General features: G+C 35.2%; 14 protein-coding genes. 11 read left to right on the top strand and 3 right to left on the bottom strand.

The features are described 5' to 3' along the window. Window positions 1–23: 23 nt before the first annotated feature. Window positions 24–683: a HEAT repeat domain-containing protein gene (locus tag F6K27_RS00825; protein ID WP_287272833.1), complete on the bottom strand. Its 660-nt coding sequence runs from the start codon at window positions 681–683 to the stop codon at window positions 24–26. Between the two features lie 110 nt (window positions 684–793). Between F6K27_RS00825 and F6K27_RS00820 the strand changes: the two genes are divergently transcribed. The 6 genes from F6K27_RS00820 to F6K27_RS00795 all read left to right on the top strand — a co-directional run bounded on the left by F6K27_RS00820 (window position 794) and on the right by F6K27_RS00795 (window position 5094). After that, on the top strand, window positions 794–1594 hold the full coding sequence (locus tag F6K27_RS00820; RefSeq protein ID WP_287272831.1) for a phycobilisome protein: 801 nt from the start codon (window positions 794–796) through the stop codon (window positions 1592–1594). Window positions 1595–1919: 325 nt separating this feature from the next. Continuing rightward, complete coding sequence (locus F6K27_RS00815; protein WP_287272829.1) at window positions 1920–2678, top strand: DUF4336 domain-containing protein; 759 nt, start codon at window positions 1920–1922, stop codon at window positions 2676–2678. A gap of 48 nt (window positions 2679–2726) precedes the next feature. After that, entirely contained in the window at window positions 2727–3350 is a 624-nt protein-coding gene (locus tag F6K27_RS00810; protein ID WP_287272827.1) for a DUF1963 domain-containing protein, read from the top strand. Then, a complete protein-coding gene (locus F6K27_RS00805) occupies window positions 3323–3556 on the top strand; it encodes a DUF1963 domain-containing protein (RefSeq protein ID WP_353735909.1) in 234 nt (77 codons plus the stop codon). Before F6K27_RS00810 ends, F6K27_RS00805 begins: the two co-directional genes overlap by 28 nt. A 14-nt stretch (window positions 3557–3570) precedes the next feature. Further along, window positions 3571–4782: a hypothetical protein gene (locus tag F6K27_RS00800; protein WP_287272826.1), complete on the top strand. Its 1212-nt coding sequence runs from the start codon at window positions 3571–3573 to the stop codon at window positions 4780–4782. A 105-nt stretch (window positions 4783–4887) separates the two neighbouring features. Next, complete coding sequence (locus F6K27_RS00795) at window positions 4888–5094, top strand: hypothetical protein (protein WP_287272825.1); 207 nt, start codon at window positions 4888–4890, stop codon at window positions 5092–5094. Between the two features lie 467 nt (window positions 5095–5561). Here the strand turns inward: F6K27_RS00795 and F6K27_RS00790 are convergent, their stop codons facing one another. Continuing rightward, window positions 5562–7631: a serine/threonine-protein kinase gene (locus F6K27_RS00790; RefSeq protein WP_287272823.1), complete on the bottom strand. Its 2070-nt coding sequence runs from the start codon at window positions 7629–7631 to the stop codon at window positions 5562–5564. Between the two features lie 239 nt (window positions 7632–7870). On the opposite strand from F6K27_RS00790, the gene F6K27_RS00785 reads away from it, so the two are divergent. From F6K27_RS00785 to F6K27_RS00765, 5 genes are all read left to right on the top strand, one after another. Then, window positions 7871–8059 carry a hypothetical protein gene (locus tag F6K27_RS00785; protein ID WP_287300822.1) on the top strand — a complete coding sequence of 63 codons (189 nt, stop codon included), beginning with the start codon at window positions 7871–7873 and terminating at the stop codon, window positions 8057–8059. 1081 nt (window positions 8060–9140) lie between these two features. Continuing rightward, window positions 9141–10127 carry a protein-methionine-sulfoxide reductase catalytic subunit MsrP gene (gene msrP / locus F6K27_RS00780; RefSeq protein WP_287272821.1) on the top strand — a complete coding sequence of 329 codons (987 nt, stop codon included), beginning with the start codon at window positions 9141–9143 and terminating at the stop codon, window positions 10125–10127. 527 nt (window positions 10128–10654) lie between these two features. Further along, complete coding sequence (locus F6K27_RS00775; protein WP_287272819.1) at window positions 10655–10849, top strand: heavy-metal-associated domain-containing protein; 195 nt, start codon at window positions 10655–10657, stop codon at window positions 10847–10849. 447 nt (window positions 10850–11296) lie between these two features. Beyond that, window positions 11297–11452 carry a hypothetical protein gene (locus tag F6K27_RS00770; RefSeq protein ID WP_287272817.1) on the top strand — a complete coding sequence of 52 codons (156 nt, stop codon included), beginning with the start codon at window positions 11297–11299 and terminating at the stop codon, window positions 11450–11452. Between the two features lie 144 nt (window positions 11453–11596). Continuing rightward, window positions 11597–12187 carry a hypothetical protein gene (locus F6K27_RS00765; RefSeq protein WP_287272816.1) on the top strand — a complete coding sequence of 197 codons (591 nt, stop codon included), beginning with the start codon at window positions 11597–11599 and terminating at the stop codon, window positions 12185–12187. Window positions 12188–13228: 1041 nt separating this feature from the next. Here F6K27_RS00765 and F6K27_RS00760 read toward each other — a convergent pair. Then, on the bottom strand, window positions 13229–14059 hold the full coding sequence (locus tag F6K27_RS00760; RefSeq protein WP_287272815.1) for a metallophosphoesterase: 831 nt from the start codon (window positions 14057–14059) through the stop codon (window positions 13229–13231). Window positions 14060–14985 lie beyond the last annotated feature (926 nt).

The following is a 14985-nucleotide window of genomic DNA, read 5'->3' as shown; positions in this document are numbered from 1 at the left end:
CTCCCTTGAGTGTAGTGAGAGTCTTAATTAAGGAAACTCTCCAAAGTTGCAGCTACTACCCTATGATCTTCATCTTTGCTCAAATAACTTAAAGCTGCTTTTGCTTGAGGGTTTTCAAATTTCCTTAACGCCTGAACAACTCGTAACCGGGTCATCCAAGATTTGGCACTGACAAAATCTAAAAGTTTTTGTAAAGCTTCAGTTTCTTTAATTGTTCCCACCAAAGCACCTAAAGCATGAATGGCAGCTTCCTTGACAGTCAAATCTTCACCTGCGATCGCACAAATACATACTTCATAGAGTGCTTCAGGAAATGGCATTTCTGTAAGAGGAGCAAGAATACTCCGACGCACTAACCAATTATCGTCTTGACGGAATGTTTCCAGTAAATGAGGAATTGACTCTTCTCCAAACTTAGATAGGGAGTTTGCAGCTTCAGCTCGCACATTGTAGTCTTGGTCATTTTTCATCATTTCCAGTAAGATTTTAAATGATTCTGGACTGCGTTTATTGCCCAATCCCATTGCTACAAATGAACGTACTATAAATTCTGGGTCGCGCTGTCTAGTTATGAGCAAAGGAATTGCTATTTCGCTTTCATAATTTCTCAACTCGGTCAGTGCTTTGAGTCTCTCTTGAGAATCAGAGCTATTTAAGTATAACTGAATTTGCTTCATTTCCATGTTAAGGCTTCCTTAATTTTATTTACGTTTCTTTACAAATACTAGCAACTAATCCCTAAATCTGGGATGATAAATTTCAGAAAAATACAAAAATTGATGAGAAAGTCATTATGTCTGAAACTATAGAAGCCAATACTTCAACACCAAAAGTTCAAGAAATAGAAGAAGTAATCACAGGTTTAGAGCAATTGAAAGAGCGTATTGTCAATGACACTATAGAAACAGCGAAAAAAGTTAAGATGCCTAAAGCCAAGGTAATGGCCAAGTTGGAACAACATCCAGAATTGTCCTTTATTGATAAAACCCTGAAAGAGCTGCGTTTACAACAACCTACACCTTTAACTGAAGCTGCCAAACAATTAATTCCTAAAGCGAGAATAGTTAGTTTTAAAACTTGGGAAGAGGTTTTACCAACAGAAGTAATTCAACTATTTCAAATGGCTGATGATGAAGGTCGTTATTTAACAGATGATGATTTACAGGTACTCAAAAAATCTGAAAAAATACCAACTTTTTCTCTTGAAGCTGCTAGTTTACTTCGAGATTGTGCAGCAGAAATAGTTGATGAAGCTAGGGAAAAAGTATTAGCAAAATATCCGAATATTACAGCAGAAGGAGGCGATTTATATCCACCAGCACGAGCCGAAGCTTGTTGGCGAGACTTCTGGCATTTTTTACGTTGTATTACTTATGGAATTGCTGGCGATCGGACAGATTTTACCAGTGCTGAAGGTCTGCATTATATGAATTTACTTTATCAAGAATTGCTTGTACCACTATCAGCAATGGTGTTAGGTTTAGAAGCAATTAAAACGGCTAGCTTAAAAAGATTTTCTGAGGAAAAACAAGCAGAATTAGCTCCTTATTTTGACCATTTAGTTAGTAAATTACAGCAGTTTTCTACTTGTTGAAGAAGGAGTCAGGAGTCAGGAGTCAGGAGTCAGGAGGGAAGAAATTCCAGTAGTGGACTGACACACCTAATTTTTTGCATTAGGGAGTAGGGGAGTAGGGGAGTAGGGGAGATAAAGACACCTAGAAATAACAATCTATTGCACAGTTTTAGCTGTGTCAGTCTACTACAAGTAAAATTTACAAGTAAAATTCGATGCACTAAATAAAGCTTAAAACTCAGAGCAATATTTTTCCTTCTTGCTTCTTGCTTCTTGCTTCTTGCTTCTTACTTCTTACTTCTTACTTCTTCCTTCTCAAGCATAAAACTAAAAAAAAAGTTTTCCCATGAGTCAAAATATTATCGATTTATATGAACCAATTAATATTCCTAAAATAGTAGATGAAAATATTTGGATTGTTGATGGAGGAATTGTCACAATGGCAATGTATGGAACCAGGATTCCATTTCCTACACGCATGACAATTGTGCGACTAAAAAATGGTGAATTATGGTGTCATTCTCCCATAGAATTAACCCCAAAATTAAAAGCAGAAATTGATAAATTAGGTTTAGTGCGTCACTTAATTTCACCTAACAAAATTCATTATACTTACATTCATAATTGGGCAAAGGCTTATCCAGAAGCTACTGCATGGGCATCACCAGGAGTTTTAGAACGAGCAGCACAACAGAAAATTGAGGTGACTTTTCATACTTTTTTAGCAGATGAAGCGCCCGTTGAATGGTCAGAAGAAATTGCTCAATTAATTTTTCGAGGTAGTAGATTTATGGATGAAGTAGTTTTTTTTCATCGCCAAAGTTCTACCCTTATTCTGACAGATTTGATTGAAAATTTTGAGCTGAATAAAGTTAGTAAAAAATTTGGTTTTCTCATAAAGTTGATTGGTTGTGCAGCTCCAAATGGTAAAACACCACTGGATTTGCGAGTAACATTTTGGGGGCGAAAAAATCAAGCTCGTGACTGTTTCAAGCAGATGTTAAAATGGGAGCCTCAAAAAATTATTTTATCCCACGGAAAATGGTATGAAAAAAATGGTACTGCTGAATTAAATCGAGCTTTTGCTTGGTTAGGACAGGGATAAAATTTCTCCGGTCGATCGATAATAAAAATAGATTGGTAGAAGATAAAAATGTACAACATAAATAAACAACTTCCACCTATTTTAGAACCTTATCGCTTTCTCATAGAAGCAACAATTAAGCCTTATCTGGAACTCGCTCTAATCCCAGATGAAAATCTCACCTGGTGGCAAAGTAAGTTTCCCGGTAGGCAGAAAAGTCGAGGGAGTTTTCCTTATTTACCCAAAGGATTTGACTATCCCAAAACACCAGAGGGAGAATATCTGCACTTACTAGCACAAATTAATTTTGCTGAAATACCCCATCTGGAAGGTTTCCCGGAAAGAGGTATTTTGCAATTTTATATTACTAATGCCGATCGCTATGGTCTTCCAGATTCAGAAGACGTATTTGAGCAAAACCGTTATCGCATTCTCTACTTTAGAAAACCAGACTTTAACGAAGACTATCTGACCACCGATTTTAATTTTTTGCCTGAAAAAGATAATGATTTTTTAGAACCATATCCAGTTAAGTGTTCGGCGATTCAATGGACTAAAGGATATGTACCTATTTCCAAATACGATTATGATTTTTACGACCGTATTTTCTCTGATTTAATTGATAATGGAATGATTAAGGATGGGATGGAAGATTTATATGAGGAATTAGACGAAGCTGTGAGTCGATATTAACTGGAGCAAATTGCGATATTCAGATGGGAGGGTATCGTTTTCATCTTTCAGACGACCCCCGTTGTTATTATGATTCTGAAGAAGAACCTTTTGACACATTGCTCTTGAGCATTAGACTTGTAGAAAATGGATCGCTTTTTTTCTATATTCAAAGTTCTGCTTTAGCCAAATGTGACTTTTCCAAAGTTCTGTATGCTTTAGCGTAAAAGGAAAATTTTTTATGACGAACGACTTTTTTGCCAATATCGATCTATCCCAAAAAATAGCATCATCTTACTCGCTGCCAAATATACTTATCGGAGCAGCTAATCAACTTATTCAACTCAACTATAGTGCTGAAGCTCAAAAATATCAGCCACAAGTAACAGTTGATTTGTGGGAGTCAGATTCCCATCCCGCTATAAATTCTAACTTTATTCAGGTTTTATTAGATGAGATTATTGTTGGTACTGTGACGAATTATCTACCATTCATGTGGCAACAAGGAGGGGGTAATTTTCCTCAAGCAAAAATTGTCAAGTTGTCGCGGGGTTTAGAAAAAGTCAAGGTGCGTGAGTTTGTAGATATAGCTGCAATGGCAATTAATAGAGAAACTATTTTTGTCGGTACTGAAGGAAAGCTTGTCAGTTTAGATCGAGATTTGGAAATCCTGGATGAAATTGATTTGAAATTACCAGGTGTGTTAGGAAGAGGAAAGAAGAATACCCATGACATATTAGTGTATGGCTCAGTTGCTTATTTACTAGATAATGTTGTAGAGCCGATTTATATTCTTAGAGTTGATGTCTCTAATCCCAGTCATCTGCAAATTATCAGCACATTTAAGATTTTTGGAACAAATCATCACCTGAAAAGACAATGGCTCAATCCAAGTTTGAATCAGTGGTATATTCTTCAGTCTTATGCAACTCAAGCAGGTTCGGGAGAAGATATTATTACTTTTTCCATGAACCGGAGTACAGGTTCTGGAGACTTTTCCGACTCGCAAATTCCGTTTCCATTTAAATTGAATTCTATGGCTTCAGAGTCTCTGGCAATTAGTGACTTTAATTTTGGAAGCTCTGAATTTGAGGGAACAAAACTAATTACAGTAACCTCTTTACCTCCAAACTGGGCAGTTATTCACGAGCGCCAAGAACAACTTTATTTGGGTTTAATAAATACTCAAAATAATCATATTGTTTTCGATAGACAAGTTCATTTAGGTGAATTGAAAATTTGCTATCAAGCTGAGATAATGCCTATGGATAAATTATTGTTTATAGTGCTTAAAGGCAGTAAAAATAATAATATAAAGAATATATCTACTAGGTTACTGATTATTGATATAGCTCAAAAACCGTCAATTATTCTCAATCAAGATTTAGATGAATTGGGTTTGAATAGCTTAAGTTTATCCTACTACTTTTGTAGTGCTTTAACGGGAGACTGAGAAGGAATCGATACACAATATTTTATGATAGTTAATTAAGGAGACATCATATTATCTATTAATATCCTGTAATCCTATATGTTAGTTTAAATATCGTCAAGAGAAATGTCAGAAACTAATAATAAAAAAGAAGATATTTCATTATTGCAAGCTTGGCAGAAAAAAATTGAGTTAGCTAATACTAATAATATATTTTGTCATTGTCACAACTGTGAATATGAATGGGTAGATTCCTCATTTGAAGGGATATGTCCGAACTGCAAAAGTTCCGAGATTGAACGTATTTCTTGTTGGCAATTTCCAGATGACTAACTATAGCAATGAGCGCTGGTATATTTACAAATTGTAGTAGGGGCAAAAGAGCTAGAAGTCTTATATGATCGGCAATTTATTCCCCCTGTTCCCTGTTCCCTGTTCCCTGTTCCCTGCGCACAGCGCTATAAATATCATACTTCTTACTCAAGCTTAAAATTCAGACAACCCCAGATTTTTCGGCGTTGCACAGGGCGTTGCACAGTGACGAATGATTTGATATTTTTGATTGAATTGGATTGTGGATTAATCAATTGCTAGAATGATTAATTAATGGTTATTTTTAGTCAAAATCTAAACCAATTTTTGGCAATATCATTCCATAATGTGCAACCCCAGATTTTTCAAACCTTCGATCCTTAGTTCTTACTTCTGGAAAAGTCTAATAGTAAGCGATCGCCTTTAATTTCCACAGAGAAAAACTGACAAAAATAGCGATCGCTCTCAATAACTATGGTTAAAACAAATTAAAATCTGGAAGGAGAAAAGCGCCACACCTTAATAGTGTCATCAAAACTACCACTAATCAAAGTTTTGCCTCGAGGGTCAAAAGTCAAATTCACCCAAGCCGAATGTCCCTTCAGAGTTCCTACCAAACCACCTGTATCAATTTTCCAGAGTTTGATCGTACCGCCAAAATCTCCACTAGCTAGAGTCTTACCATCAGGACTAAACTCCAGAGACTGTACTTTCTCTGAATGACCCATTAAAGTACGTTGAGAACGCCTAACAACTCGTCGGGGACTATTGCTCTCCAAATCCCAAAGTTTAATCGTATTATCCCAACTACCACTAGCTAAAGTCTTACCATCTGGGCTAATAGCTACAGACCATACAGGCCCACCATGTCCTCTGAGTGTGCGTAATAATCTACCATAACGCCAATCCCATAGCTTCACAGTACCATCATTACTACCACTAGCTAGAGTCTTACCGTCGTTACTAAAAGCAACAGACTGAACCTCATCTAAATGTCCATAAAGAGTATATAAAAGTAGACCACTATTCAAATCCCACAATTTAATAGTTTTATCTTTGCTCACACTAGCAATAGTATTTCCATCTGGACTAATAGCTACAGAAAACACATCCTTAAGATGACCATACAATGTATTTTTCAAAGTACGACTGTAGATATTCCAAATTTTAATCGTACTGTCACTACTAGAACTGACTAGAGTACGACCGTCGGGACTAACAGCAACAGACCACACAGGTCCATCATGTCCTGATAATTTACCCAGATTCTTACCGCTACGCAGATGTAACAGTTGAATATTTCCATTCGTACTGCCACTGGCAATAATACGACCATTAGGACTAGCTGCGATTGACCAAACTGGGCCAGAAGTAGTCGCTAAAGTTTGCAGTGGAGAAAGTCGGCCTATGATTCCCGTAGATGGAGATATGGGAGGGAGGGTACTTATACTAGAGTCAAAATCATCTACTTTTAGTTGAGGAGACCTTGGTTCTAACTTAGGAATATTAGTGGATGAAGATAATGGCTGAGTTTGAGGAGATGGTAAGCGAGTACTAATAACTAAAGATAATAGAGCGATCGCTGCTGCTCCCCAAGCAGTTACAGTCCACCGTGGTTTCTGTAGGATAACATCTACTGGTGTTGGTCCATATTTGATATCTTTAATAACTTCTGCCACAGACTGATAGCGTTGACGATGGTCTCGCTGTACCATTTTGTCTAATATTCGACCCAGATGGCGACTAATGGGATGTTTTAAATAGTCTCGCCACGCCCACTTATCTGCTTTAATATCAAATAGTTCAAAGGGTGAAACCATTGTCAATAGGTAGAGACAAGTTACTCCCAAACTATAAATGTCACTGTTGGGGTAGACTTTCCCTTTTGTTTGTTCTGGGGCAGCATATTCAGCAGAACCACTAATACTTCCTATTGATAATAAATCTCCAGTAGCAGAAATAGTGACACCAAAATCAACTAAAACAAATTCTTGAGTGTTTGTTCCTGGTTTTGTCCGACAAATAATATTTTCTGGTTTAATATCTCCATGAATCAGGTGATGGTCGTGGATAAACTCCAAGACTGGCAACAATTGATTTAATATTTGCCAAATTTTATGTTCACTAAAGACACCTTCTTCTATGAGTTCTGTGGCCAAATTACGACCTTCAATATACTCTTGTACCAGATAACGGTGGCCATCATGTTCTACAGAGGCTAATAGTTCTGGAATCTGGGGATGTTTAGCGATTTTGTCTAGTTGTACTGGGTTGCAACTAAAGGTCGGAATAACTTCTTGACCCTGAAAAACTAGGTCTTTTCTATCGTCTAGACTGACAAACTCTTTAATGATACACGGCGGTTTGGAAGGTTTGTCTTGGTCAATGGCTAGAAATGTATGGCTCCAGACGCTTTCGCCTAAGGGTTTGATGACTTGGTAGCGTTCTTTGAGTATTGGTGGACAATTGGATAATCCACCTATTGTCTCATTTTTACTGACAATGTTGTTGTCAGGGTCTTCTGGATTTTGGCTGTGAGAATTGATGCGAGGATTCATAATCAGCAATCAATTAGCATATTTGTTCTATGATAGTATTTCTTAGATTTTAGCTACAAACATGAAATGTTGGTTATGGGCTGTAAAGCGTTGTGATGGTTATAAAGTACAACTCAATAGTTATAGAGATAGTTTGAATTAAATTTTTTATTTTCTGCTCGGATAATTTTGAAATACAGATTTGTTGTCTATTACGATAAATATAAATGACAAAGAGTGGATAGGTTGGAGATATTTGTGTGGTTTTAATAATGTTTATTGTTGGTAAGTATTCACCTAGTTCGCAGTCAAATTTTAGCTGTTTCTTGAAGAAGGAGACAGGAGACAGGAGACAGGAGACAGGAGGAAAATTACATGGGGATTCGCTCCCCCAAGTAATGCGTGAACACCCTGTAGACGGTGGGGTATTAAACCCACAAAGAAAATGATAAATAATGAATATACACTGCTAAAGTCAAGGTTAGTTTTTTTCAATACTTTGAATTCTCCTTAAATCTCTCAATACTAATTTCTGCTATAAAGGCAATGAATTAATAGCTGATAGCTGAAGTATGCAGTTCCAACCATAGGAGGCTAGCTGACTAATGTTTGCCCAGCATTCTGCAGGAAATGCTTACATTGTTGATTATTTACTAAGTTAAATTAACTGCTATTAAATTCTTCATCTCTGCTCAATTTCTACTTATATAGCAATCCGCGCAAAGGTTTGTGAAAATTTTTATAATAGTTAATTTTAACTGAAAATATGAGTAAATTATAAGGAGGTCTACTGACTCAGTCCTCCTAACTAGCACCAAAATATTACAACCTAAATAAGATTGCTATAGTAATCTATGCAGGATTTATGAAAAAACTAAAATAATGATAATAAATTCTGAAATTATTATCATTATTTTTTCTTTTAACGACCATTATCTGGTGATTTTTTATTCTGCTAAAATCAAACTCACTGGTTTCAAATGCCCAGAGATTTTTTAGATAACCATAACAGAAGTGCTATGGGCAAAAAACTGGCTAGCTTTAGCAACTATATTATCGGTTTAGTCAATTCAAAAAAACTTCAAAAATTGAAATTTTTCTGATAATTTTTGCAGTCATTTCCCCATTATTTATGCCAAAATAATATTTTTAAGTCTCAATATAATATTGATATTTAGTATTTTTATTTGATATATATAATATATATTGAGGTTTTTTATAAGAAAAAAGAAGCGCGCCTATAAATTACCCAATATCCTTGTGTTTGCTACTATTTAATTCTGTTTTCCCTCCTCAAATATTTCCTCCATACCTTTTTCATAGCTTTTGGTCTCCACATCCCAGATAAAAACGCTATTTATCCAAAAAACTAATTTCTAGAAGACTTAATCAAACAAAAGATTTTTGGTGAAACTTCATAGGGGGAAGTCTACAAATTAAACAAACCTGCTATATATTATAAACTAGGGATGAAAAAATCATCAATTTTCAGTATTCAACTTAAAACCTCATAATAACTAACAATTAACCATGGCTCTAATCCGGATAAAAAAATCTTGGGAAATTCCTGAAACAAAAATAACTCCAGAAACTATTTATTTAAACCGTCGTCGGTTTATGAAAAGTCTAATCGGTGTTGGTTTAAGTGCTACTGCATTATCTACTCTTAGCAGTTGTGGACGAAACTCCAAAACATCTTTAACTTCAGAAGCAGTAACATTACCAATGACTGGTAAATTCACAATTAATCCTAACTTTTCTGAAGTTGACCGACCTATAACAGACGAAGCTCTTGCCACAAAATATAATAATTTCTATGAATTTGGTGGTAATAAATCTATTTGGCAAGCTGCTCAAGCTTTACCCACTGAAAATTGGAAAGTTGAAGTTAAAGGATTAGTAAAAAATCCTCGTATTTATGACATAGATGAACTACAAAAAAAGTTTCCTCTAGAAGAAAGAATATATCGATTTCGGTGTGTTGAAGCATGGGCAATGGTGATACCTTGGTTAGGTTTTCCCATGAAATTATTAATGGCAGATGTAGAACCAACATCAAAAGCTAAATATGTTCGTTTTACCTCTTTTTACGATGCAGAAATTACTAAAGGTCCTGGCTTTTGGGCTAATAGTTATCCCTGGCCTTATACAGAAGGTTTAAGAATAGATGAAATGGCTAATGAATTAGCTTTTTTTGCTGTAGGAATGTATGGTAAATCATTACCTAAACAGAATGGAGCGCCATTAAGGCAAGTTATTCCTTGGAAGTACGGTTTTAAAGGCGCAAAATCAATTGTAAAAATTGAATTTATAGAGTCAAGACCAGCAACATTTTGGAATACTTTGGTACCAAATGAATATGCTTTTGAAGCAAATGTTAATCCTAATGTGCCTCACCCTCGATGGTCACAAGCAACTGAAAAAGTATTAAGTGAAGGTGCGAGTTGGTCTTGGGAAAAAATTCCAACTTTACCCTATAACGGTTATGGAGAATATGTTGCTAGTCTTTATAGTTAATAGCAGAATTTTTTGTAGGGGAAAAGATGAAAGTTTAGTTGATAAAAATATAGTTTTATCCCTCATATAAAATTTGGCAGCTCTATAGCAGGGAATAGGGAATAGGGAATGTAAAAGAAGAAAAACAACTGTACCTCAGTAACTTGAGAAACGCTATAGCATAATTTTTTGTAGGAGAAAAGATGAAAACATAGTTGATAAAAATATAATTTTATTGTTCATCTGAAATCTGGAAGCTCTATAGCAGGGAATAGGTAATAGAAAAGAAGAAAAACAACTGTACCTCAGTAACTTGAGAAACGCTATAGCAGAATTTTTTGTAGGGGAAAAGATGAAAATATAGTTGATAAAAATATAATTTTATTGTTCATCTGGAATTTGGAAGCTCTATAGCAAGGAACGAGTTGGTTAGAACATAGATTGATTATGAACTTGAGAGAGAGAAAAGCTTTTCCCACTGTTCCCTATTCCCTAGCGCTGCGCGCTATACTTATTAAAAATTTGTAACAACCAAACTAATTTTTAATATGACAATACAACTAAAAGTTCCATCTATTGCTTGTGGTGGATGTGCAGATACTATTACGAAAGCAATCAAAGCTCAAGAATCGGAAGCTGATGTCCAAGTGGATGTGGGGCAAAAAATTGTGACTGTGGAAACCAAAGCATCTGAGGAGTCCATTAAGCAGGCGATCGTTGCTGCTGGCCATACAGTTGAATAGAACAAATTTTGTTATAACCAAACTGGTAACCTGGGGGACTTTTTTGAACAGACTCCCAGGATTTTTTATAGCAGAAGGAAGAACAAAGAAGGAAAAGTCTTGCGTTGTCTGAGTTTTAAGCTTTTTATCTGTCTTAACCTTTGCTGGGACTGCTATATTTAATTTCGCCACAGTTGTCGTCGAACTTGAAAACTTGTTGTGTAGTTTATTTTTCAGCAATGCTCTTTCTTTTTCTTTGTAATTTAACCATGTTATTCGAGTAAGAAAATCTTGAGTTAAGTGGAGCGATATTGCTTTGCTAAATACTTGGCGATCGCTTGTTTTGTTCGTTATTTTTTATAGGGGATAGAATTGGGAGGTGTAGCTCTACAATTGTAAGATGGATGCTGCTATTAGTAGAACTAAAATGCAGTTAATTTTACTTAAAATATCGAAAAAATTAATAAGATGAATGTTCTTACTTGGAACGATATAGAAATTTCTGCTGAAAGTACATTTGAAACCTTATTTGAGGAGATATTTTATTCCGATAAATTTATATTTTCAGGATTGGAAAAGTCAGATTTAGAAATAAATAGTTTAGAATGGGTTCGACAAGCATGAAAAATACTTATTAAGCTAGAATTAGCCAACTATTCAACTGAAACGGAGCGCAGTAAAGTTATTATTCGTTTCTTAGTTATTGTCAAGTTATACATTAATTTTTTGGCTTTAGTTTGGCAAGATAACTAGCATAAAGATGAGTATTTGTGGATAGATGCAGGAGCAGAACTAGAACTTTGGTCTACAAAAGTTAGAAATTTAATCAACTCTAAATCTAATAGTAATTTGGGTGAAGATAATGATGATGATGTAATAGATGATTTAGAAATAAAATATTTGACAAGTGAGAGTCATCAAGAAGTAATTGCTGCTTTGCTATTTGGGTTTAAAAGTGAGTCTATTCTGTTTGATTCTCTTTGGCATAGTATTTATGTAAATGAAGAAGATGATGAATATAAAGAGTTTAGTCAAGATGACTATGAGTCTGATTTAGATGAAGATGACCAAGATGAAACTGATGAAGAAATATCCAATGATATAAATATCAAAAAAAAGCAATCATTATCTTGGTTGAATCAGCAATGTTCATCCATAAATATCCAAAAAATAGTTGCACAAATAGCACAAAAATATATTCAGACAAAAACCAGTAATTTAGAAAAAAATGACGTTATTAAATATCCTTTTTATCATGAGATATTTGAGCTACTTTCACAACTGCGTAGTCATCCAAACCAACGTTTTTATCGATTACTGGTAAAGTTGTTTATATTCTTGATACTAAATATAAGTTAGATGACAAACCATCTACAATTGATATTAATCAAGTAGTAGCTTATGCAACTTATAAAAACTGTTATTCAGCAGTCTTGGTTTATCCTCACAAATTAATTCATCCCATAAATCAATTTGTTCTTAAAAGTAAAGTGTGCTTGGGTACTCTCATATTTTCTCTTGATGAAAGCTTAGAAAAAGCAGGTCATTTCAGTTATCAGTTATCATTTATCAGTACCTCTAGTTAAAGTCAGAGGCTTGAAATATTGAACTTGATTTTTTTTCATCCCCTTGAAAGGGGAGGCTATTGACCTTATTTTTTGGTCAAAAATTTTTAGATAAATTATTAGAATTTTCTGATGAATAATATCATTTCCAGTTGAATACTTATAAATAACAACGGAGTAGTCAGGAGTGAAGAGGGAAGAAGAAATAATACCATTTCTCAAAAACTTTTCTACATTTTATTGAGTAGTAGAGTAGGGGAGTAGGGAAGTGAGGGAGAAGTAAACATAAGAATAATTAACATTAACTGGACTGCTAATTAGGGTTTGCTGAAAAAGTCTTTTAGCAGGGGTAGGAGACAGGAGACAGGAGACAACCCACCCCTAACCCCTCCCAGGAGGGGAAGACAGGAGAAATGGGAAGTTAGAGAAGGTAGGAGTAAGAATTGTCTCAAGATTGTTCTGCCCAGCTCTTCCCTAAAATACTAACTTTTTGAGCATGAAGAGCTGAAACAGGCGCACTTTTTTTGACAAAAAAAAAGGCACTTGTCTTTATATGTCAATGTTTTTAGATTTAATCAGCAAGCCCTAATTAGCAATAAATGATAAAGTTAGTGTTAATAACTTAATAACTGAAGTGTTGCTTAAATATAGCATTACTTTTAAGAATTGGTATAAGAGGAGAAGAAAGTTTTTTCTGAATGCTATTAAACGGACATGATATAAAACAATGCGACAAAAAAAATTGAGGTGGATTTAAACATAAATATTAAACCCATCTCGGCAAATTTGTCAGTCAAAATTAATATCCTAAAAAAAATAGAGCATATTAAATACTCTAATTAGTTTCCAATGTAATTACTGTAACTTCTGGCGGGCAAAATAATCTGCCTGGAAAATAAGTTCCTAAACCACGGTTCACATATAAATAGTTATTTCCAATTTGATGCAACCCCTGAGACCATTCCCAATACTCAACTATTCTGTGACACTTATCCATGAATGGTACAAAAGGTCGTAAAAATTTAGGTATGAGTCTGCGAACAGGTTCCCGATATTGAGGTAGAGGTCCGATAAATGGTAACCTAATCTGACCGCCATGAGTATGACCAGATAGTTGTAGGTCAATACGCCATTTTTGTAATACTTTAGCGGTATCGGGATTGTGGGATAAGACGATTCTGGGAACCGCTTCATCTATAGATTCCATTACTGGAGTTGGTTTGAAGTTACTAGACCAATAGTCCTCTAACCCTACTAAAGCTAAACCTGAACCCAGGGGAAAGACGACTTGGTTAAGCACAATAGGAATGTCAATACGAGTAAAAGCGTCAATGACTTTATCCCTGGCACCTGGATATTCTTCATCGTGGTTACCGAGTACAGCATAGACACCAGCACGACTTTCGAGATATTTCAATCGCAACACTAAATCATATATAGGTGCAGGTTCATCTGTGATAAAGTCACCTGTGAGTAAAATTAAATCTGGTTCGACTTCATTGGTAATAGCGATCGCTTCAGAAAGCAACCGTTCGGATAGTCGCAGTCCGTCATAATGGAAGTCGGTCAAGTGTACGAGTTTTGTCCCTTGTAAATGATTAGGCAACCCAGTAATTTTCAGGGTCAAGTAATCTACCTGCAATTGGCCTGTCAATATCCTGTGCATGGTACATAAACTATTACTACACTAAGGCGCTTATAGCATAGCAAAGCAGAATAAGTTAATATGCATTTAAAATGCGTATTAGCAAGTCAAAAGTTAGAAGTAATAAGAGTTTTACCTTTAACGAGGCACACAATAATAAGTCGTTTATATGCATAACAGCTGATAGAACCCCTAAGCGTATCTTTTATTGAAATACAAAGGCTTCAGGAAAGCCGTTTTAGGAGTCTAACAACTATAAGGGTTCAGGAAACCGAAAAATTATGAAAAATGACTGCCAGAATCATAAAATCCAGATGGGTATTGAACTTGTAACTTCTTAAATAGATACCAAATGGCTTCTATAGGTTCGCAGGTTTAAGAATATGGCATTTTGACAAGATTAATTATCTAAGTCTAGGGGTAGAAAAATAGAGATTTTTTAGCAAAATTTTAGGTTTAATTAGGGTTTGCTGATTAAATCTAAAAGCATTGACATATAAAGGTTTTAGCATTTTTTAGTTGAAAAAAGTCCCAGCTTTTAGATCGCTTAGGTTCAAAAAATTAGCATTTTAGGCGCATAGTTGCGCAGAAAAATCAATGGACTATTCTTCCTCCTACCTCCTCTATAATTCCCATTTCTCCTGACTTCCCCTCCTGGGAGGGGTTAGGGGTGGGTTGTCTCCTGACTCGGTCCTCCTACCCTCACCCATAAGACTTTTTCAGCAAACCCTAATTAAATCAAATAATATAGTAGTCGAAGTAAAGTTTAGAACATATCAAAAGCTTAAAACTCAAACAACGCAATATTTTTTTTCCTTCGCTTCTTCCTTCTCTCCTAGATAACTAAAATCTCCTTCCTTCTTCTGCTATATTAGACATTTATAGCAAATGAACAAACCTTTTTTCCCTTCTAGGAACATTCTATAAAATCTCCTTACCTTCTCTTT

Source organism: Okeania sp. SIO2F5, from assembly GCF_010692685.1.
In the GTDB taxonomy this organism is placed as follows: Bacteria; Cyanobacteriota; Cyanobacteriia; order Cyanobacteriales; family Microcoleaceae; genus Okeania; species Okeania hirsuta.
Note: the sequence above shows the minus strand (reverse complement) of the source record. Positions and strands in the feature narration are given on the sequence as shown.

Coding starts and splice junctions, on each gene's coding strand:
- F6K27_RS00825 (WP_287272833.1), bottom strand. CDS start 683: ATGGAAATGAAGCAAATTCAGTTATACTTAAATAGCTCTGATTCTCAA.
- F6K27_RS00820 (WP_287272831.1), top strand. CDS start 794: ATGTCTGAAACTATAGAAGCCAATACTTCAACACCAAAAGTTCAAGAA.
- F6K27_RS00815 (WP_287272829.1), top strand. CDS start 1,920: ATGAGTCAAAATATTATCGATTTATATGAACCAATTAATATTCCTAAA.
- F6K27_RS00810 (WP_287272827.1), top strand. CDS start 2,727: ATGTACAACATAAATAAACAACTTCCACCTATTTTAGAACCTTATCGC.
- F6K27_RS00800 (WP_287272826.1), top strand. CDS start 3,571: ATGACGAACGACTTTTTTGCCAATATCGATCTATCCCAAAAAATAGCA.
- F6K27_RS00795 (WP_287272825.1), top strand. CDS start 4,888: ATGTCAGAAACTAATAATAAAAAAGAAGATATTTCATTATTGCAAGCT.
- F6K27_RS00790 (WP_287272823.1), bottom strand. CDS start 7,631: ATGAATCCTCGCATCAATTCTCACAGCCAAAATCCAGAAGACCCTGAC.
- msrP (WP_287272821.1), top strand. CDS start 9,141: ATGGCTCTAATCCGGATAAAAAAATCTTGGGAAATTCCTGAAACAAAA.
- F6K27_RS00775 (WP_287272819.1), top strand. CDS start 10,655: ATGACAATACAACTAAAAGTTCCATCTATTGCTTGTGGTGGATGTGCA.
- F6K27_RS00770 (WP_287272817.1), top strand. CDS start 11,297: ATGAATGTTCTTACTTGGAACGATATAGAAATTTCTGCTGAAAGTACA.
- F6K27_RS00760 (WP_287272815.1), bottom strand. CDS start 14,059: ATGCACAGGATATTGACAGGCCAATTGCAGGTAGATTACTTGACCCTG.